At 72.3% G+C, this 17,246-nt stretch carries 17 protein-coding genes and 1 riboswitch; of the genes, 7 read left to right on the forward strand and 10 right to left on the reverse strand.

From position 1 onward, the window contains the following. Positions 1-115: 115 nt before the first annotated feature. The gene (locus IEZ08_RS04305) at positions 116-1,561 is read right to left on the reverse strand and encodes an ankyrin repeat domain-containing protein (RefSeq protein ID WP_189241707.1); all 1,446 of its coding nucleotides are present in this window, start codon (positions 1,559-1,561) and stop codon (positions 116-118) included. 76 nt (positions 1,562-1,637) lie between these two features. Between IEZ08_RS04305 and IEZ08_RS04310 the strand changes: the two genes are divergently transcribed. From IEZ08_RS04310 to IEZ08_RS04320, 3 genes are all read left to right on the forward strand, one after another. Next, positions 1,638-2,378 (forward strand): DUF1707 SHOCT-like domain-containing protein, encoded by a 741-nt coding sequence (locus tag IEZ08_RS04310; protein ID WP_068924822.1) that lies wholly within the window; start codon positions 1,638-1,640, stop codon positions 2,376-2,378. A 98-nt stretch (positions 2,379-2,476) separates the two neighbouring features. Then, on the forward strand, positions 2,477-2,974 hold the full coding sequence (locus IEZ08_RS04315; protein ID WP_068924820.1) for a SigE family RNA polymerase sigma factor: 498 nt from the start codon (positions 2,477-2,479) through the stop codon (positions 2,972-2,974). A gap of 1 nt (position 2,975) precedes the next feature. Next, positions 2,976-3,722: a hypothetical protein gene (locus IEZ08_RS04320; protein ID WP_068924818.1), complete on the forward strand. Its 747-nt coding sequence runs from the start codon at positions 2,976-2,978 to the stop codon at positions 3,720-3,722. An 80-nt stretch (positions 3,723-3,802) separates the two neighbouring features. On the opposite strand, the gene IEZ08_RS04325 is transcribed toward IEZ08_RS04320, so the two are convergent. The 5 genes from IEZ08_RS04325 to IEZ08_RS40175 all read right to left on the reverse strand — a co-directional run bounded on the left by IEZ08_RS04325 (position 3,803) and on the right by IEZ08_RS40175 (position 7,593). Next, positions 3,803-4,576: a sirohydrochlorin chelatase gene (locus tag IEZ08_RS04325; RefSeq protein ID WP_141704149.1), complete on the reverse strand. Its 774-nt coding sequence runs from the start codon at positions 4,574-4,576 to the stop codon at positions 3,803-3,805. Next, positions 4,573-5,247 (reverse strand): phosphoadenylyl-sulfate reductase, encoded by a 675-nt coding sequence (locus tag IEZ08_RS04330; RefSeq protein ID WP_141704431.1) that lies wholly within the window; start codon positions 5,245-5,247, stop codon positions 4,573-4,575. The genes IEZ08_RS04325 and IEZ08_RS04330 overlap by 4 nt, the downstream gene beginning before the upstream one ends. A 213-nt stretch (positions 5,248-5,460) precedes the next feature. Beyond that, on the reverse strand, positions 5,461-7,143 hold the full coding sequence (locus IEZ08_RS04335; RefSeq protein ID WP_068924809.1) for a nitrite/sulfite reductase: 1,683 nt from the start codon (positions 7,141-7,143) through the stop codon (positions 5,461-5,463). A gap of 161 nt (positions 7,144-7,304) precedes the next feature. Further along, positions 7,305-7,394, reverse strand: coding sequence for a putative leader peptide (locus IEZ08_RS40585; RefSeq protein WP_373294325.1), 90 nt, complete (start codon positions 7,392-7,394; stop codon positions 7,305-7,307). A gap of 73 nt (positions 7,395-7,467) precedes the next feature. Continuing rightward, entirely contained in the window at positions 7,468-7,593 is a 126-nt protein-coding gene (locus IEZ08_RS40175; RefSeq protein ID WP_268249314.1) for a hypothetical protein, read from the reverse strand. Between the two features lie 247 nt (positions 7,594-7,840). Between IEZ08_RS40175 and IEZ08_RS04340 the strand changes: the two genes are divergently transcribed. The 3 genes from IEZ08_RS04340 to rsgA all read left to right on the forward strand — a co-directional run bounded on the left by IEZ08_RS04340 (position 7,841) and on the right by rsgA (position 11,605). Further along, entirely contained in the window at positions 7,841-8,842 is a 1,002-nt protein-coding gene (locus IEZ08_RS04340) for a YihY/virulence factor BrkB family protein (RefSeq protein ID WP_084780401.1), read from the forward strand. Then, a riboswitch (ZMP/ZTP riboswitch) is annotated at positions 8,835-8,915 on the forward strand. Its footprint overlaps the gene before it by 8 nt. Positions 8,916-8,973: 58 nt before the next feature. Continuing rightward, a complete protein-coding gene (gene glyA / locus IEZ08_RS04345) occupies positions 8,974-10,230 on the forward strand; it encodes a serine hydroxymethyltransferase (RefSeq protein WP_203863249.1) in 1,257 nt (418 codons plus the stop codon). 247 nt (positions 10,231-10,477) lie between these two features. Further along, positions 10,478-11,605 carry a ribosome small subunit-dependent GTPase A gene (gene rsgA / locus IEZ08_RS04350; protein WP_229802905.1) on the forward strand — a complete coding sequence of 376 codons (1,128 nt, stop codon included), beginning with the start codon at positions 10,478-10,480 and terminating at the stop codon, positions 11,603-11,605. Between the two features lie 154 nt (positions 11,606-11,759). On the opposite strand, the gene IEZ08_RS04355 is transcribed toward rsgA, so the two are convergent. The 4 genes from IEZ08_RS04355 to IEZ08_RS04370 form a co-directional block, all read right to left on the reverse strand. Then, positions 11,760-12,074, reverse strand: coding sequence for a WhiB family transcriptional regulator (locus tag IEZ08_RS04355; RefSeq protein ID WP_084780399.1), 315 nt, complete (start codon positions 12,072-12,074; stop codon positions 11,760-11,762). Between the two features lie 104 nt (positions 12,075-12,178). Beyond that, the gene (locus tag IEZ08_RS04360; RefSeq protein WP_068924805.1) at positions 12,179-13,117 is read right to left on the reverse strand and encodes a ferredoxin family protein; all 939 of its coding nucleotides are present in this window, start codon (positions 13,115-13,117) and stop codon (positions 12,179-12,181) included. A 93-nt stretch (positions 13,118-13,210) separates the two neighbouring features. Continuing rightward, positions 13,211-14,752 (reverse strand): glycerol-3-phosphate dehydrogenase/oxidase, encoded by a 1,542-nt coding sequence (locus tag IEZ08_RS04365; protein ID WP_068924803.1) that lies wholly within the window; start codon positions 14,750-14,752, stop codon positions 13,211-13,213. An 85-nt stretch (positions 14,753-14,837) separates the two neighbouring features. Then, a complete protein-coding gene (locus IEZ08_RS04370; protein ID WP_068924801.1) occupies positions 14,838-15,407 on the reverse strand; it encodes a TetR/AcrR family transcriptional regulator in 570 nt (189 codons plus the stop codon). A 247-nt stretch (positions 15,408-15,654) separates the two neighbouring features. On the opposite strand from IEZ08_RS04370, the gene IEZ08_RS04375 reads away from it, so the two are divergent. Next, positions 15,655-17,232 (forward strand): FAD-binding oxidoreductase, encoded by a 1,578-nt coding sequence (locus IEZ08_RS04375; protein ID WP_068928969.1) that lies wholly within the window; start codon positions 15,655-15,657, stop codon positions 17,230-17,232. Positions 17,233-17,246 lie beyond the last annotated feature (14 nt).

The raw sequence follows: 17,246 nt of genomic DNA on the forward strand, positions 1-17,246 counted from the left end.
GTGTTCATTGGTGGACAGGTGTTCATGAGCGAACATACGCCGTCGCGGGAACGGGATGTTCGGCGGGCCGATCCGAGCCGGCGGTCGCAGGTGCTCGGCGGTCGCGAGCCGGCGGTCACAGGTCCTCGACGATCCCTCGGGCGTAGTCGTCGTCGCTCTCGGCGCGGACCCGTTCGATCCCCGCCCGCGCGCGCGGGTCGCCCCGCTCGGCCAGGCCCCGGGCCGCCTCGGCCACCGTGCCCAGATCCGGGTCGGAGAGCCGGGCGGCCAGCGCGTCGCGGATCTGCGGGGTGTCCTCCTCCAGCCCGGCCAGGCTCATGGTCGCCCAGTCGCGGACGTCGTCGTCGGGGTCCTCGGTCATCGAGATGAGCAGCGCCAGCCCCTCGGCGTGGCCGGGCGGGAGAACCGCGGCCAGCGCCGCCGGGTCCGCCTCGGTACGGGTCCACCCCTCGGCCGTGATGATCCCCAGCACCTCAGGCAGGGCGCGCGGGTCGGCGTGGTGGCCGAGCGCGCCGAGCAGCGAGCGCAGCACCCGCTCGTCGCCCTCGGTGACCGCCATCCGCCGCAGGACGGGCAGGGACGCCTCCAGGAAGGGTTTGTCTCCCTCACGGAAGCCGAACTGGGCCAGGACGTCGACGGCGAACTCCCGCCGGCGCGGATCCTCGGCCGAGCACATCCGGACGGCGGCGTCGAAGGCCGCGTAGTCGCCGCGCTCGCTCAGCGCGCCCACCACGGTCCACCAGGTCTCGGCCTCCTCGTCGGAGTCCCGGTACGGCAGCGCCCGCTCGGCCAGCTCCTCGAAGGGCGGCAACTGCCCGGTCGCCGCCTCCAGAAGGGTGGCCACCGCCGCGTGGCCCCGCTGGCACTCGACCTCGGTCAGGGGCCTGCCCCCGGCGTCCAGAACCGTCAGGGTCACCAGGTCGGTGCCGTCCGCGGCGCGGGTGCGGCTCACCACGACGGGGGTGTCCTCCGTCACCCGGTCGGAGACCTGCTCCAGCAGCGCGCTCTCCAGCTGGGTGCCGAGCCAGTCGTAGGCGATCGCCAGCGGCGTGTCGCCCTCGGCGTCCGGCCGCGCCGGGTCGGCCCCGGCGTCCAGCAGGGCCCGCACGGCACCCGGCGTCCCGCGCCGGGCGGCCAGGGTCAGCGCCGTCTCACCGTGGTCGTTGACGTCGTCGGCGGGCGCTCCGGCCGCCAGGAGCGCGTGCAGCGCGCCGAGGCTCCCCTTGGCGGCGGCCCAGAGCACGGGGCTCCACCCGTGGCTCTCCCGCCCGGCCGGGTCGGCCCCGGCGGCCAGCAGCGCCTCGACCACCCCGGTGTGGTCCCGGGACGCCGCCGCGCACAGCGGCAGCCCTTCGTCCTGCCCGTCGCTGAGCCGGTCGGGGTCGGCCCCGGCGGCCAGGAGCGCCCGTACGATCTCCACCCGGCCGTTCACGGCCGCCCGGTAGAGCGCGGTCCCGTCCGACTCGTGCGCCGGATCCGCGGGCGTGCCCTTCCGGATCAGGGCCTCGACCCGCTCGACGTCGTTCTCGGCGACCGCTTCCAGGAGCTCCTCGTATGACATGCGTCCCGATCATAACGAGCGGGTTCCTCCTTACGGGGGATCCTCTCCGGAGGAGACTCGCGATATGTTGTGAGTTGTGGATGATCTGGGTGGAATGCGGGCGTCGGACGCCGAGCGCGAGGCCGTCGTCGAGCAGTTGCGTGTCGCCTCCGTCGAGGGCCGCCTGACCCTGGGCGAGCTGACCGAGCGCACCGAGGCGGCCTACCTCGCCGTGACCCGGGCCGAGCTCGCGGTCGTCACCTCCGACCTGCCGCAGGCCGGGCAGACGCCGGTTCCCGCGCCCGCGTACGGACCCGCCGGGCAGCAGGAGGGCCGCAGGCGGCGCTGGTTCGTGGCCGTCATGGGAGACTCCAAGCGGCGCGGCAAGTGGCGGATCGACCGGGGTCTCGGCGCGGTGGCCGTGATGGGCGACGTCGTCCTCGACCTGCGGGAGGCCGAGGTCCGCGACAACGTGGTGGACATCGCCGCCACCGCCGTCATGGGCGACGTGAAGATCATCGTTCCGGACGGGGTGGACGTCGACCTCGAAGGCGTCGCGATCATGGGGGACAAGAAGGTCCAGGTGATCGAGGCGCCTCCGGGCACGAACGTGCCGGTCGTGCGGGTCAAGGCCTTCGCCCTCATGGGCGACATCAAGGTGGTCGGCGACTCCCGGGCCCAGCCGGTCAAGAAGTCGTGGGCCGCCTGGCGGGAGCAGTGGAACGAGCTGCGCGGCGAGCTCCGGGAGCTCCGCGGAGACTTCCGCGGCGACCTGCGGGAACTCCGGGACGACTCCCGCGACGGGCGGTACGGGCACGGGGACCGCTGGGGGCACTGACGGGGTCACCGGCCGGATATTTCCCCGGCGCGTGCAACGTCCGGCGGAGGCTGATCGGTAGAGACAGATGACTATCGCCGAACAGTAAGGACCTCCGCATGCGTGATCGGGCCGATTTCGAACGCTACGTCGAGCAGCGTTCGGCCCGCCTGCTGCGCACCGCGTATCTCCTCTGCCGCGACTGGGGCACGGCGGAGGATCTGCTGCAGACGGCACTGGCCAAGGCGTGGTTCGCCTGGCGGCGGGTCGGGGAGGACCCCGACCCGTACGTGTACCGGATCCTGGCCAACACCCACGCCACCTGGTGGCGGAGGAGGTGGCGGGGCGAGGTGCCGACCGGGGACCTCCCCGAGCGGGCCGGCCGGGACCCCTCGGCCGAACTCGGAGTGCGGGACGAGGTGCGCGCCGTGCTGGCGGCGCTGCCCGCCCGGCAGCGGGCCGTACTGGTCCTGCGCTACTTCGCCGACCTGCCCGACGCGGAGATCGCCGAGATCCTCGGCTGTTCGGTGGCCACCGTGCGCAGCCAGGCCGCCAGAGCGCTGGCCAAGCTGCGTGTCGACCCCGCGGCCAGGGCCGCCATCACCTCGGGGAGCTGAGATGACGATCACTGAATCCGACCTGAGAGAGTTGTTCGAGCACGACAGCGAGACCGGTCCCGGCAGGGCCGTGACCCTGGCCGGTGTGGACCGGCGGATCCGCCGGACCAGGCGCCGCCGCGCCGGACTGGCCGCGGGTGTGGCGGCGGCGGGACTGGCCGCGGGGGTGTTCGTGCTCCCCTCCGGGGGCGCGAGCGTGACCCCGGAGGAGGTCTGGACCGGCGTCATGGCCCAGCCGGAGAAGCGGTACGGCGCCCGTCAGGTCTTCGAGACCCCCCTCGACGAGTCGTTCTCCGCCATGGGGGAGCGGGTCGCCTTCGACGTGCCCCGCCTGCCACCCGGGAACGCGTGGGTCGAGGTCTCCTGCCCGCGGGGCGCCCGCGTGCTCGTCTGGGAGAACGGGAAATACCTCCACGACCGCTGGTGCGAAGAGGCCAGGCTCACCCCGGAAGGACCGGCCCCGGAAGAACTGTCCGGCTCCTCTGCCTTTTTCGGGCTGGGGCAGCCCGGCACCGGCCGGCTGGAGGTCGCGGTGGTCCCCGCGGAGGCCGTCGAGCGGCTGGGCCGCCCGCTCACCGGCGAACGGGACGCGCAGAAGGTGGTCGAGGCCGCGGAGGACGGCCGCGCCGACCTCCGGATCCGGATCATCACGATGCGGGTGGAACCGTGCGACAGCGAACCGGACTGCCAGTTCGCGGATGAGCCCGCGCCCACCGTCCCCCCGCGACTACCGATGCCGGAGGACTGAGAGACCCGCTGCGCCGGATGCCGGGGCCCGCTGCGCCGGATGCCGGGCGGCGCGCCACCCGGCGGGAGCGGCGGGCGGATTCAGGCGCTGGCCTGCCGGTCCTCCGCCCCCAGGGCCTGCTCGTACCGTTCGAGCAGGACGGAGGCGACCTCCGGGGCGGCGCCGAGCACGTCCGCGACGATCTCCGCGCCCGCGGCCAGGGTGCGCTCGCGCGTCCGGTCGGCGAAGTAGCCGGGGGCCAGCAGGTAGGGCGAGACCACCACGCGGGGGGCTCCGGCCTCCAGCAGCCGCCGTACCTCCTGCTCGGGGGTGGGCTCGGCGGCGGAGGCGTAGGCCGCGCTCACCGACCACCAGCCGCGCCGTCCCGCCCAGTCCGCGGCGATGGCGGCGACGGTGGCGTTGGCCCGGCGGACGCTGGACCCGGCCGAGAACAGGACCACGGCGGTCCCCGGGTCCCCGACCGGCACGCCCGCCTCGGTCAGGCGCCGCTCCAGGGCGGCGGTCAGCAGGGGGTGCGGGCCGAGCGTCGTGCCCCGGCGCACGCGCAGCCGCGGCTGCCGGGCCGTGACCTCGGCCAGCGCGCCGGGGATGTCCACCCGGCTGTGATAGGCCTCGGTGAGCAGCAGGGGCAGCACCGCCGCCTCGGCCAGCCCCGACAGCGCCCCGGCGAGCGTCGGCGCGGAGTGGTCGAGGTAGGCGGCCCGCACGGGGATGTCCGGCCGTGCCCGCCGTACCTCGTCCAGCAGCTCCTCCACCGTCGTGGCGGCGCGCGGGTCCCGCGACCCGTGCGCCACCGCGACCAGCGGGATCACCCGTCCGGCGCCGGAGACGCGCCCGGTCGTACCACGCGTCATACGTGGATGCCGCACTCGGTCTTGCCCATACCGGCCCACCGGCCGCTGCGGGGGTCCTCGCCGGGAGCGACCTGGCGGGTGCAGGGAGCGCAGCCGATCGAGGGGTAGCCGTCGTAGTGCAGCGGGTTGATCAGCACGCCGTTGTCGGCCATGTAGTTGTCGACGTCGTCCTGCGTCCACCGGGCGATGGGGTTGATCTTGACCATCTGCCGCTTGGCGTCCCACTCCACGACCTTGATCCCGGCGCGGGTGGCCGACTCGTCGCGGCGGATGCCGGAGACCCAGGCCAGGTACGGCTCCAGCGCGCGGTTGAGCGGCTCGACCTTGCGCAGGTAGCAGCAGAGGTCGGGGTTGCGCCCGAACAGCCGCGGACCCAGGTCGCGCTCCTGCTCGGCCACCGTCCTGGACGGCTTGACGTCGATGACGTTGACGTCGTAGACCTGCTTGACCGCGTCACGGGTGCCGATCGTCTCGGCGAAGTGGTAGCCGGTGTCGATGAAGAGCACGTCCACGCCCGGCTTGACCCGGCTGACCAGGTCGATCATGAGCGCGTCGCTCATCGACGCGGTCAGGCAGAGCCGGTCGCCGAAGGTCGCCGCCGCCCAACGGATGATCTCGATGGCCGGGGCGTCCTCCAGGAAGCGCGCGGCCGACTCGACGATGTCCTGCATGTCGAGCGCGCCGCGCTGCTGCCGTAACCCGATTTCGACATCCACCAGTGCCGTCATGATGTTCGCACCCCAATTCCGAGAAACTTCAGCTTGAAAGCGCGGGCGCACGAGCGGCAGTACCAGCCGCCGTCGCCCTCGTAGGGCTCCAGGTCCTCTTCGCCGCAGTAGGGGCAGTGGAAGGGGACCGCGCGCTCGCTCATCGTCCGGTCCCGCTCACTTCAGGTCCGCCTCGTCGGCGCGCTGGACCCACTCGGAGAAGGTCTCGCCCTCGTTCTTCTGCTTTTCGAAGTTGCGCAGCACCCGCTCGACGTAGTCGGGCAGCTCCGCGGCGGTGGCCTTCAGACCGCGGACCTTGCGGCCGAAGCCGGCGTTGACGCCCAACGAGCCGCCCAGGTGGATCTGGAAGCCCTCGACCTGCTCGCCGGCCTCGTTGACCACGAGCTGGCCCTTGAGTCCGATGTCGGCGGTCTGGATGCGGGCGCAGGAGTTCGGGCAGCCGTTGACGTTGATGGTCAGCGGGTCGGTGAACTCCGGCAGCCGGGCCTCCAGCTCGTCGATGAGGTTCGAGGCCGTGGCCTTGGTCTCGACGATCGCCAGCTTGCAGTACTCGATGCCGGTGCAGGCCATGGTCTGGCGGCGGAAGGTGGAGGGGTTCACCCGCAGGTCGTTGGCCTCCAGCTCGGCGACGACGCCGTCCACCTGGTCGGGGGCGACGTCGAGGATGACCATCTTCTGCTCGACCGTGGTGCGGATCCGGCCGGACCCGTGCCGCTCGGCGATGTCGGCGATCACGTGCAGCTTGTCGCCGTCGAGACGGCCGACCCGCGGCGCGAAGCCGACGTAGAAGTTGCCGTCCTTCTGCGGGAAGACGCCCACGTGGTCACGGCGGCCGCCGCGCGGCAGCTCGGGCGCGGGGCCGTCGGGCAGGGTGTAGCCCAGGTACTCCTTCTCCAGGACCTCGCGGAACTTCTCCGCGCCCCAGTCGTTGACCAGGAACTTGATCCGCGCCCGGTGACGCAGGCGGCGGTAGCCGTAGTCGCGGAAGATGCCGATCACGCCGCCGTAGACCTCGGAGGCCCGCTCGGGGGTGACGAAGACGCCCAGCCGCTTGGCCAGCATCGGGTTGGTCGACAGGCCGCCGCCCACCCACAGGTCGTAGCCGCGCTCGCCCTCGTCGTTGACGACGCCGACGAAGGCCACGTCGTTGATCTCGTGCACGGTGCAGTGCGCCGGGCAGCCGGAGAGCGCCGACTTGAACTTGCGCGGCAGGTTGGAGTACTCGGGGTTGCCGATGAAGTCGTCCTGGATCCGGCGGATCTCCGCGGTGGCGTCGATGACCTCGTCGGTGTCGATCCCCGCCAGCGGGCAGCCGATGATGACGCGCGGGGTGTCGCCGCAGGCCTCGGTGGTGGACAGGCCCACCGCCTCCAGCCGCTCCCAGATGTCGGGGACGGACTCGATCTCGATCCAGTGGAGCTGGATGTTCTGCCGGTCGGTGACGTCGGCGGTACCGCGGCCGTACTCGTTGGAGATGTCGGCGATGACGCGCAGCTGCTCCAGGGTGAGCTGCCCGCCGTCGATCCGGACGCGCAGCATGAAGTAGCGGTCGTCGAGCTCCTCCGGCTCCAGCACCGCGGTCTTGCCGCCGTCGATCCCGGGCTTGCGCTGCGTGTAGAGCCCGTACCAGCGCATCCGTCCGCGAAGGTCGGCCGGGTCGATGGAGTCGAACCCGGCCTTGGAGTAGATGTCGATGATCCGCTGACGGACGTTGAGCCCGTCGTCGTTCTTCTTGTTCTCCTCGTTCTTGTTCAGCGGCTCGCGGTAGCCGAGAGCCCACTGACCTTCGCCGCGGGGGCGCTTGTGGTGGCGGTTAGCCGTACGGGCCGGGGTCGTCATGTGCGCGTCCTTTAATCGGATCGTGTGGGTGATTTCCGGGCACGCACAGGCACCTCCCGCCTCGTCGTTGAGTGCGGGGGAGAGTCGTTCGGAGTGGGGTCACTCAGAAAGCCGGACGCCTGCCACGGCCCGAGCTGCGTGAAATCAGCGAGGGGCGACGGTCAACGGACGTCACAACAGATGGCGCTGCGGACACGCAGAAGGTCGACGTGGCGTCGCACGACGAGCATGGGGTCCGCTGGCATGTCCATGACGATACCTTGGCGGCCCGAGATGTCCAATATCGGGTCCACACTCTGGACGTTCGGCCCTGACTCCGAACGTTCAGCCCTGGCGGGGCCAGTCCAGCGACGACTCCCGCGGCTCCGGGGTCTCCTGGTGCTGGCAGTCGCACCACGAGCCGCCCCGGCACTCCTCGTGACGGCGGTCCTTGCACTCTTGGCAGATCATGTCTCCAATTGTGCGCCCGGTCCTCCCGCCGGGTCCCGTCACCGTGCCCCCCGGATCCGGGTCCCGCCGTCTTCACCGCTTCCCGCCGTCCTCCACCGCCTTCCGCCGTCTTCCGTCTTCGCCTCGCCCGTGTGTCCCGCCACGTACTCCCCGTGTTTCACCGCAGGTGATCGGGGCAGTGACACGAGGTCAGGTCACCGATGACCGGACTCGTGATGGCGGGCGGCAAGGAATACCGTTGGGTGGCATGACGTCCACCGATGCCTCGACGCGGAGCTCAGGACCCGGCAAGCGCAGGCCGCGCTGGGCCCACTCCAGGCTGCGGCGGCACAGCACCAGGCTGAAGGCCGGCCTGTCGTGGGTGCGGGGCACCGACACCTGGGCGTTGCTCGTCGCGACCACCAACGCGGGCATCACCTACCGCGTCACCGGCCTGGCCGGTGAGGCGGCGTTCTTCGCGCTGCTGTCGCTGCCGCCGTTCGTGCTCGGCCTGATCGGCGTGGTCGGACAGCTCACGAAGGTCTTCGGCCCGGAGACCGTGCAGGACGTCAGAACCTGGATCGACACCCAGGCGCACCTGCTGTTCACCGACAACGCCGTGGACAGCGTCGTCACCCCGCTCATCTCCGACGTGCTGAAACCGGAGAACCAGGTCTCGCTGATCTCGCTGGGCTTCCTGCTCGCGCTCTGGTCGGGCTCGCGGGCGCTGTTCGTCTACGTGGACCTGATCTCGGTGGCGTACGGCCTCGGCGAGGAGCGCGGGATCATCCGTACCCGCCTGATGTCCTTCGGCCTCTACCTGGCGGGCCTGCTGAGCGGGCTGCTCGTCATGCCCGTCCTGGTGCTGGGGCCCGCGGCGCTGCAGGGCGCGCTGCCGGCGGACTACACCATGCTGGTGGACGTCCTCTACTGGCCGGTGGTCGTCATCGGTTCCGTCTTCTTCCTCACGCTCCTGTACCACGTGAGCGTCCCGGTGCGCACCCGCTGGTGGCGGGAGATGCCCGGGGCCGTGCTGGCGCTCATCATCTGGATCGCCTGCGCCGTCGTCCTGCGCGAGGTGCTCGCCGCGTGGTTCTCCCCGGTCTCCATCTACGGCTCTCTGGCCGCGCCGATCGCGGTGCTCCTGTGGCTCTACATCACCGCGCTCGCCGTTCTCATCGGGGCCATCCTCAACGCCGAAGTCGACCGGCTCTGGCCCGCGGACGGCACCGGCCGCCTCGGCAGGGCGGACGGGTCCGCTATCGTCTAAGCGCGACTGGCGCATTGGGTGGGCTACCACCGGGGAGCGGAAATGGCGGAGGCCGCGCGCCTGGGTCTTCGCACGTTGTCAGCGAATGTCAACGTCAACGAATGTCAACGATGACAGGGAGTGAAGGCGCCGTGAGTTCTCTTTCCAGCGTCGACCCGCAGATCGCCGAGCTCGTCAAGGCCGAGGAGCGCCGGCAGGCGGACACCGTCAAGCTGATCGCCTCGGAGAACTACGTCTCCAAGGCGGTCCTCGAGGCGACGGGAACCGTCCTCACCAACAAGTACTCCGAGGGCTATCCGGGCAAGCGTTACTACGAGGGCCAGCAGGTCATCGACCAGATCGAGACCATCGCCATCGAGCGGGCCAAGTCGCTGTTCGGCGTGAACCACGCCAACGTCCAGCCCTACTCCGGCTCGCCCGCGAACCTCGCGGTCTACATGGCCTTCCTCACCCCGGGCGACACCGTGATGGGCATGGGCCTGCCCTTCGGCGGCCACCTCACCCACGGCTGGTCGGTCTCGGCCACCGGCAAGTGGTTCAACCCGGTCCGGTACGGCGTGCGCAAGGACACCGGCCGCGTCGACATGGACGAGGTCCGCGAGATCGCCCTGCGCGAGCGCCCGAAGCTGATCTTCTGCGGCGGCACCGCGATCCCGCGCACCATCGACTTCCCGGCCTTCGCCGAGATCGCCCGTGAGGTCGGCGCCGTCCTCGCCGCCGACATCGCGCACATCGCCGGCCTCGTCGCGGGCGGCGCCCACCCGTCGCCGGTCGGCCACGCCGACGTCATCTCCACCACGACGCACAAGACGCTGCGCGGTCCCCGCGGCGCCATGCTCATGGCCACCTCCGACGAGCACGCCGCCGCGCTGAACAAGGCGGTCTTCCCCGGCCTGCAGGGCGGCCCGCACAACCACACCACCGCGGCCATCGCGGTGGCGCTCAAGGAGGCCGCCACCGACGACTTCAGGGCCTACGCCCACCAGGTCGTCGCGAACGCCCGGGCGCTGGCCGAGGAGCTCGCCGCCCGCGGTTTCGACCTCGTCTCCGGCGGCACCGACAACCACCTCATCCTGATGGACCTGACCCCCAAGGGCATCGGCGGCAAGCCCGCCGCGCAGGCGCTGGACCGGGCGGGCCTGGAGACCAACTACAACACCGTGCCGTTCGACACGCGCAAGCCGTTCGACCCCTCGGGCATCCGGATCGGCACCGCCGGCGTGACCAGCCGGGGCATGGGCGAGGACGAGATGCGCCAGATCGGCGCCTGGATCGACCAGGTCGTCACCGCGCTGGCCAAGGGCGAGGACGAGGCCGAGCACGCCATCACCCGCGTCGCGGGCGAGGTGCGCGAGCTGACCTCCCGCTTCCCGGCCCCCGGCCTGTAGGCCCCCAGCCTGTGGGCCCTCGGTCTACAGGGCGAGTCCCGGCCCGCGGTTAATCGTTTGCGATCGCGGGCCGGACCTGCGTTATAGTTGGTCCGGCTTCGCCGCCCCGTCAGCGGGGCGGCCACGACATCGGGAGGTGAGGACTATGCGGGTCTTCCTGACGACCATGCCGTCCGTCAACCTCCGGGTGTCCGCCTAGCTCGTCTCCGACACGGGACACCCGGCTTCCGAAGCCTCGACAAAGGGTGTGTCCACGTTGTCCTCACCAGTTCTGTCTGGTTCCTGCGATCTCTCCGCACTCGGCTGGAACGACTCCCTCGCCGCCGAGCTCCCCGCCGGTACGGTCCCCGCCCGGGTGTCCCGGGTCGACCGCGGCGCCGCCGAGGTGCTCTACGCCGGCGGTCATCTCCAGGTCCACTACAGCGCCCGGGTGCGCCGGGCCGCCGCCGCCGACCCGGTGGCCCTGCCCTGCGTGGGCGACTGGGCAGCGCTCCGGCAGTTGCCCGAGGGGCGTTTCGAGCTGGAGGCGCTCCTGCCGCGCCGTACCGCCTTCGTCCGCGGCGGGGTGGGCCGCACCTCGCGGGGCGGGCTGTCCGACGACTCCCAGGGCCAGGTGCTCGCCGCCAACGTCGACATCGTCTTCGTGGCCGAGCCGGCCCTGCACGCCACCGACACCGCGGACCTCGGCCGGATCGAGCGGCTGCTCGCCCTGGCCTGGGAGAGCGGCGGGCAGCCGGTGGTGCTCGTCACCAAGGCCGATCTCCTCGGCGAGAGCCTGGACTTCCTGCTGGGCGAGGTCGCCACGGCCGCGCCCGGCGTCGACGTGCACGCGGTCTCCTCGCTCACCGGCGAGGGGGTGGACATCGTCCGCGGCTACCTGGGCGGCACCCGCACCGCCGTGGTGCTGGGCGCCTCGGGCGCGGGGAAGTCCACTCTGGTCAACGCCCTCGCGGAGGCGGAGGTGATGGAGACCCAGCAGGTCCGCGCCGGTGACGGCAGGGGCCGCCACACCACCGTGCACCGGGAGCTCATCCCGCTCGACGGTGGCGGCCTCGTCATCGACACGCCCGGCATCCGCCGCATCGGCCTGTACGACATGGGCGAGGGCGTGGACATGGTCTTCGCCGACATCGAGGAACTGGCCGCGCGGTGCAGGTTCGCCGACTGCGTCCACGCCACCGAGCCCGGGTGCGCGGTCATCGCCGCGATCGAGGACGGCACGCTCCCCGAACGCCGCCTGGCCAGCTGGAACAAGCTGCAGCGCGAGGCGGCGTGGATGGCCTCACGCACCGACGCGCGGCTCCGCAAGGAGATGCAGAACAAGTGGAAGGTGATCCACAAGGAGATGCGGAAGCCGGGGCGCAACCGCCCGTAGGGGAAGCCGGGGCGCGGGCGTCCGTGAGGGGAGACCGGAGGGCGCCCGCTCCCGACGGGGGGCGGGCCCGCCGGGCCTCGACACGAAACAGCGTGTGATCTCGCAGGACGTCAGCGAGATCACACGTTGCGAGGGAAGCCGGGTGGAGGTTGTATCAGGCGACGGCGCTGATGCCGGCGCTGGCGGCACGGCGCATGCGACGACGGCGCTCGGAGGCGCGCTCGTCCTCGTTCAGCCCGCCCCAAGTGCCGTACTTCTCCGGACGGGACAGCGCGTAGTCAAGGCACTCGGCGCGGACGGGGCACTGGGCGCAGATGGCCTTGGCCTTACGCTCGCGGATGTCACGCTCGGGCTGACGCTCACCATCGGGACCGAAGAAGAGCACAAGGTCCTCACCCCGGCACGCGGCGTCATCCTGCCAGCCCCAGCTGGGGCGAGGACGGGCGATCTGCCGACGTACCTGAGACATGAGAAAACCACCTTCTAGTGAGAAGTATTTCGGGTTACTACCGCATTGGACGCTTTTGACGTCCCTGGAGCCAACGCGCGGATTGGCCGCGATGTTCCCTCGAATCAGGTCAGAACGGGCGTGGCGTACAGCACAGGGGCGAGCCTGTCCAGCGCGACCAGCCGATAGGTGGTGATCGTGTCGGCGCAAGCCGTACCACATGGCGTTGGCAACGTCATGGGTTCAACCACTACCCGAAAGCGAGCGTCGCCACCGAGCACGATGACTTCGGTGACGTCGCCGTCCGACCTGGAGGACTCCGCGGCCACTCCGCCGACCGAGAGCTCTCCCGTGTGGGCACGGACGAAGTGCTCGGCGGCTTGCAATGGCTCAGGGATGCCTGCGCGTCCCCGGAAACGGTCGAGAATAACCTCGCCGGACCGGTACGCGTCGGCTGCTGCGATCGCAGCAGCCTGAGACATGCTGCCGTAGTAGAGCCCGTGTGGCAAGCACACGAGATTGGCGGCGTAGCGATCGCCGCCAACATGTGATGTTTCCCATACTCTGTCCGGCAAAACCTCTGCCAGTGAGCGAGCGAGGGGAAGTCCAATACGGGCGCAGCACGCGTTGCGCTTGGCGTGCGTACAGACCAGGAAAACCGGCTCACTCACAAGTATGCAGGACTCTGGGAGCACTCCGGCCATCAGCGCGTCCAGGTCGAGATCGTCCGCGCTCGCGACGACGCCCTCGGCGATCCAGGGCCGGGGGGCGGTGGAGTCCGCGACCATGACGTGAATACCCTGGCCGGAGGGGGGCCGGCGATCGGGGCGGCGGATGAGCTGGGGGCGGATGCCCAAGCTCGCAGCCCTTTTGATAAGGGTGTGGACGTCCTCGGGGAGCCGGCAGTCCTCCAGGTGGGACGCCCACGGGCCGGCGTGCTCGATGAGCAGCCAGAGGCGGGCGCCGACCGTCGCGCTGGCGTAGATCGGCAGCGTGCCGGTGTGGCAGCCCGAGGGGTGTGCGCACCCCTTGACCGCCCTGCCGGGAACGTTCGCCGTCGTCACACGATCCCCCTATCCAGTCTTAGGTAAGACTAACCTAACGGATAGAAGGTTCTCGATTGGAGGGTGAGAACCCTCCGCTCTGGGTAAAAACCTCTATTTCTGATAGGCGAGCGCCGCCTCCGCGGCCGGTAGCGCGGCCTCCCGGTCGGCCGGGACCAGCCCGATCCGGGTCCGCCGGTCCAGCAGGTCGGAGACGTCCAGCGCCCCCTCGTGGCGGACCGCCCAGACCAGCTCGGCCAGGGTGATCCCGGTCGGAAGCGGCTCGGCCAGCGCCGGGTCCCGCTCGGCCAGCGCGTGCACGCCCCGCGCCTCGCCGCCGTAGCGCTCCACCAGACGCGCGGGAGCCCGGACGCCCGGATGCGTGACACCGACCAGGGGCAGCCGCGCCGTACGGCTCGGACCCGCCTGCAGCCCGTGCGCCCGGACGGCGTGGTCCACCGCGTCCTCGGCCATCCGCCGGTAGGTGGTGAGCTTGCCGCCCACGACGGTGACCACCCCGTCCGCCGAGGTGAGCAGCGCGTGCCGGCGGGACAGGTCGGCGGTGCGTTCCACCACGCGTGCTCCCGCGCGCCCCCTCGCGCGCTCCTCGGCGGCCAGCAGCGGCCGGAGCCCGGCGAAGGTCCCCGCGACCTCCTCGCGGCGGACCGCCGTGCCCAGCACCGAGTTGAGCACGTCGAGCAGGAACGTCACGTCCTCCTCCGGCGCTTCGGGGACGTCCGGGACCGGCCCCTCCACCGGCTCGTCGGTCAGGCCGACGTAGATCCGCCCGTCGGCCTGGGGGAGGACCAGCGCGAAACGGTTGCTCTCCCCGGGGAGCGGGACGTGCAGCCCCGCCCGCAACCCCGGCAGGGTCTCCGGCCGCAGCACCAGGTGGGTGCCGCGCGAGGGACGCAGCCGGATGGCCGGGTCGAGCCCGGCGGCCCAGACCCCCGCCGCGTTGACCACCGCCCTCGCCCGGATCGTGAAGGTCTCCCCGGTCAGCTCGTCCCGGACGCGCGCCTGCCGGCCGCCGAGCTCCAGCGCCCGGCAGCGGGTCAGGATCCTGGCGTCGTGCGCGGCGGCCGTCCTGGCCAGCGCGACCACCAGCCGGGCGTCGTCGACCAGCCGCCCGTCCCAGGAGAGCAGGGCCCCGCGCAGCCCGCGCGGATCGAGCGGGGCGGCGAGCTCCAGGGCGCGCGAGGCGGAGACGCGGGAGGGGCCGGGCAGCAGCCGGTGCGGGGTGCGGGCCGCGACGCGCAGCCCGTCGCCGAGCCGGTAACCGGCCATCGCCGTGGCGGCCTGGGCCCGGGAGACCGCGGGCGTCAGCGGGAGCAGGTACGGCTGCGCCCGCACCAGGTGCGGGGCGGTGCGGCCGAGCAGCACGCCGCGCTCGACGGCGCTCTCGTAGGCCACCCCGATCTGCCCCTTGGCGAGGTACCGCAGGCCGCCGTGGATCATCTTGGAGCTCCACCGGGAGGTGCCGAAGGCGAGATCGCAGGCGTCGATCGCGGCCACCGACAGGCCGCGCGAGGCGGCGTCGAGCGCCGCCCCCGCGCCGGTGGCGCCCAGGCCGACCACCAGCACGTCGACGGTGCGGCCGTCGGCCAGCTCGGCGAGCTCGCGGGCGCGGCGGGCGGCGTTGAGTGAGGATCGCATCGAATCTCCTACCGGTGTGGGGGCTTTCACTCCCGGCGCTTCCGGGCGTTTCCAGACGTCTCCGGGCGCTTCCGGGCGGGCGGGGTCAGGGCGACAGGTATCTCTCCAGGAGCACGGTCAGCTCGGCGTCCAGTTCCTCCTCGGTGACCGGGCCGAGCATGGTGCGGCCGGAGATCAGAAAGGACTGGGCGGTCAGCAGCACGGCTCTGGCCATGGTCCGGGGGTCGCCGGGCCGTACGGAGCCCCGCTCCTGACCCCGCGCGATGCCCAGCTCGACCAGGGCGAGCATGGCGTCGTGACTGGAACCCCGGCGGTCCAGCAGGTACGGCAGGAGCAGCTCCGGGTCGACCTCGACGATCTTGCGCCAGAGCGGGTGCCCGCGCAGCGCCCGCACCACCCCGGCCGCGGCGGTGACCGGGTCCTCGGTGGCGAAGCGCCCGGCGACGTCCACCCACTCGCGGGTCATCAGGTCGGCGACCAGGCTGCGCACGTCGGGCCAGTGGCGGTAGACGGTCATCCGGGAGACCCCGGCCCGGCGCGCCACGTCGGTGAGCGTGGTGCGCCGCACCCCGACCGCGAGCACGACCTCGCGCGCCGCGTCGAGAACGGCGTCGCTGTGGCGCTCGCTGACCTTATTGTGACGGATGGACGTCATATGTCACAGTGTAGAGGTGGAAACTCATCGTGCGGAAGCAGTGACCCCGGCGGACATGGCGGACACGGCGGACATGGCGGACACGGCGGACACGGCGGACACGGCGGACACGGCGGCGCCGGACATCCCGGCGACCCCGGACACGCCGACGGCACCGGACTCCTCGGTGAACGCCGCGGCACCGGACACTCCGGCGGACACGGCGGCACCGGACACCCCGGCGGGCCCGGCCACGGCCGCCGGACCGATGCTCTGGTCCGGCTGGGGCGACCCCGCCAGGGCCGCCGGCCTGCCCGGACCGGTCCGCACGCTGCTCCAGGACATCCTGGGCGTGCGCGCGCCCGGGACGCCCGCGGTGGGCCTGGACGAGGTGCGGCTTCCCGCCCCGGCGCTCCCGGCTGGCGTCCTCGCCGCGCTGGAGTCCGTCGTCGGCGCCGGGAACGCGCGCTCCGGCGACGAGGCCCGCGTCCGCCACACCCGGGGCAAGTCCACCCCCGACCTGATGCGCATGCGCGCCGGGGACGGCTCCGACGCGCCCGACGCCGTACTGCTGCCCGGCTCGCACGACGAGGTGCTGGAGCTGCTGCGGATCTGCGCCGCGCACCGGGTCGCGGTGGTCCCGTTCGGCGGGGGCACCTCGGTCGTCGGCGGACTGACCCCGGCGCGTGAGGGGCACGCCGGGGTCGTCGCGCTCGACCTGGCCCGGATGAACCGGCTCGTCTCGGTGGACGCCGAGTCGATGGTCGCGGAGCTGGAGCCGGGCCTGCGCGGGCCGCAGGCCGAAGAGCTGCTGGCCGCCCACGGACTCACGCTGGGCCACTTCCCCCAGTCGTTCGAGTACGCCACGCTGGGCGGCTTCGCCGCGGCCCGCTCCAGCGGCCAGGCCTCGGCCGGGTACGGCCGCTTCGACGACATGGTGGTCGGCATGACCGTGGCCACCCCGCGCGGCACCCTCGACCTGGGCCGCGCGCCCAAGTCCGCCGCCGGGCCCGACCTGCGCCAGGTGGTCCTCGGCTCCGAGGGCGCCTTCGGGGTGATCACCTCGCTCCGGCTCCGGGTGCGCCGGGCCCCGCAAGCGCGGATCTACGAGGGCTGGCGGTTCGGCTCCTTCTCCGCCGGTACGGCCGCGCTGCGCCGCCTGGCCCAGGACGGCCCGCTCCCGACCGTGCTGCGCCTGTCCGACGAGACCGAGACGATGGTCGGCCTGGCCAAGCCGGGCGAGCTCGCGGAGTCCGGCGGCCTGTCGTCCGGCGCGGGCTGCCTGGTGATCGCCGGTTACGAGGGCACCCCGGAGGAGGCGGCCGAGCGCCGGGACCGGGCCGCCGCGGTCCTGACCGGTCTCGGCGGAACCTGCCTGGGAACCGGGCCCGGCGACTCCTGGGCGCACGGCCGCTACTCGGCTCCCTACCTGCGCGACTCCCTGCTCGCCGCGGGCGCCACGGTGGAGACCCTGGAGACGGCCGGGTTCTGGTCCGGCCTGCCGCGCCTGTACGACGCCGTACGGCTCGCGCTGCACGGCGCGCTCGGCTCGCCTCTGGTGATGTGCCACATCTCCCACGTGTACGGCACCGGCGCCTCGCTCTACTTCACGGTCGTCACGGCCCAGAGCGGGGACCCGCTCGCGCAGTGGGAGGCCGCCAAGCGCTCGGCCAGCGAGGCGATCATCGCCGCGGGCGGCACGATCTCCCACCACCACGGCGTCGGCCGCGACCACCGCGACGCCTACGCCGCCGAGATCGGCGAGCTGGGCGTGGAGATCCTGCGCGGGATCAAGGAGCGCCTCGACCCCGAGGGCATCCTCAACCCCGGCGTGCTGATCCCCTGAGCCGCGCGCCCCGC

It is taken from the genome of Planobispora rosea, from assembly GCF_014648175.1.
Classification (GTDB): Bacteria; Actinomycetota; Actinomycetes; order Streptosporangiales; family Streptosporangiaceae; genus Planobispora; species Planobispora rosea.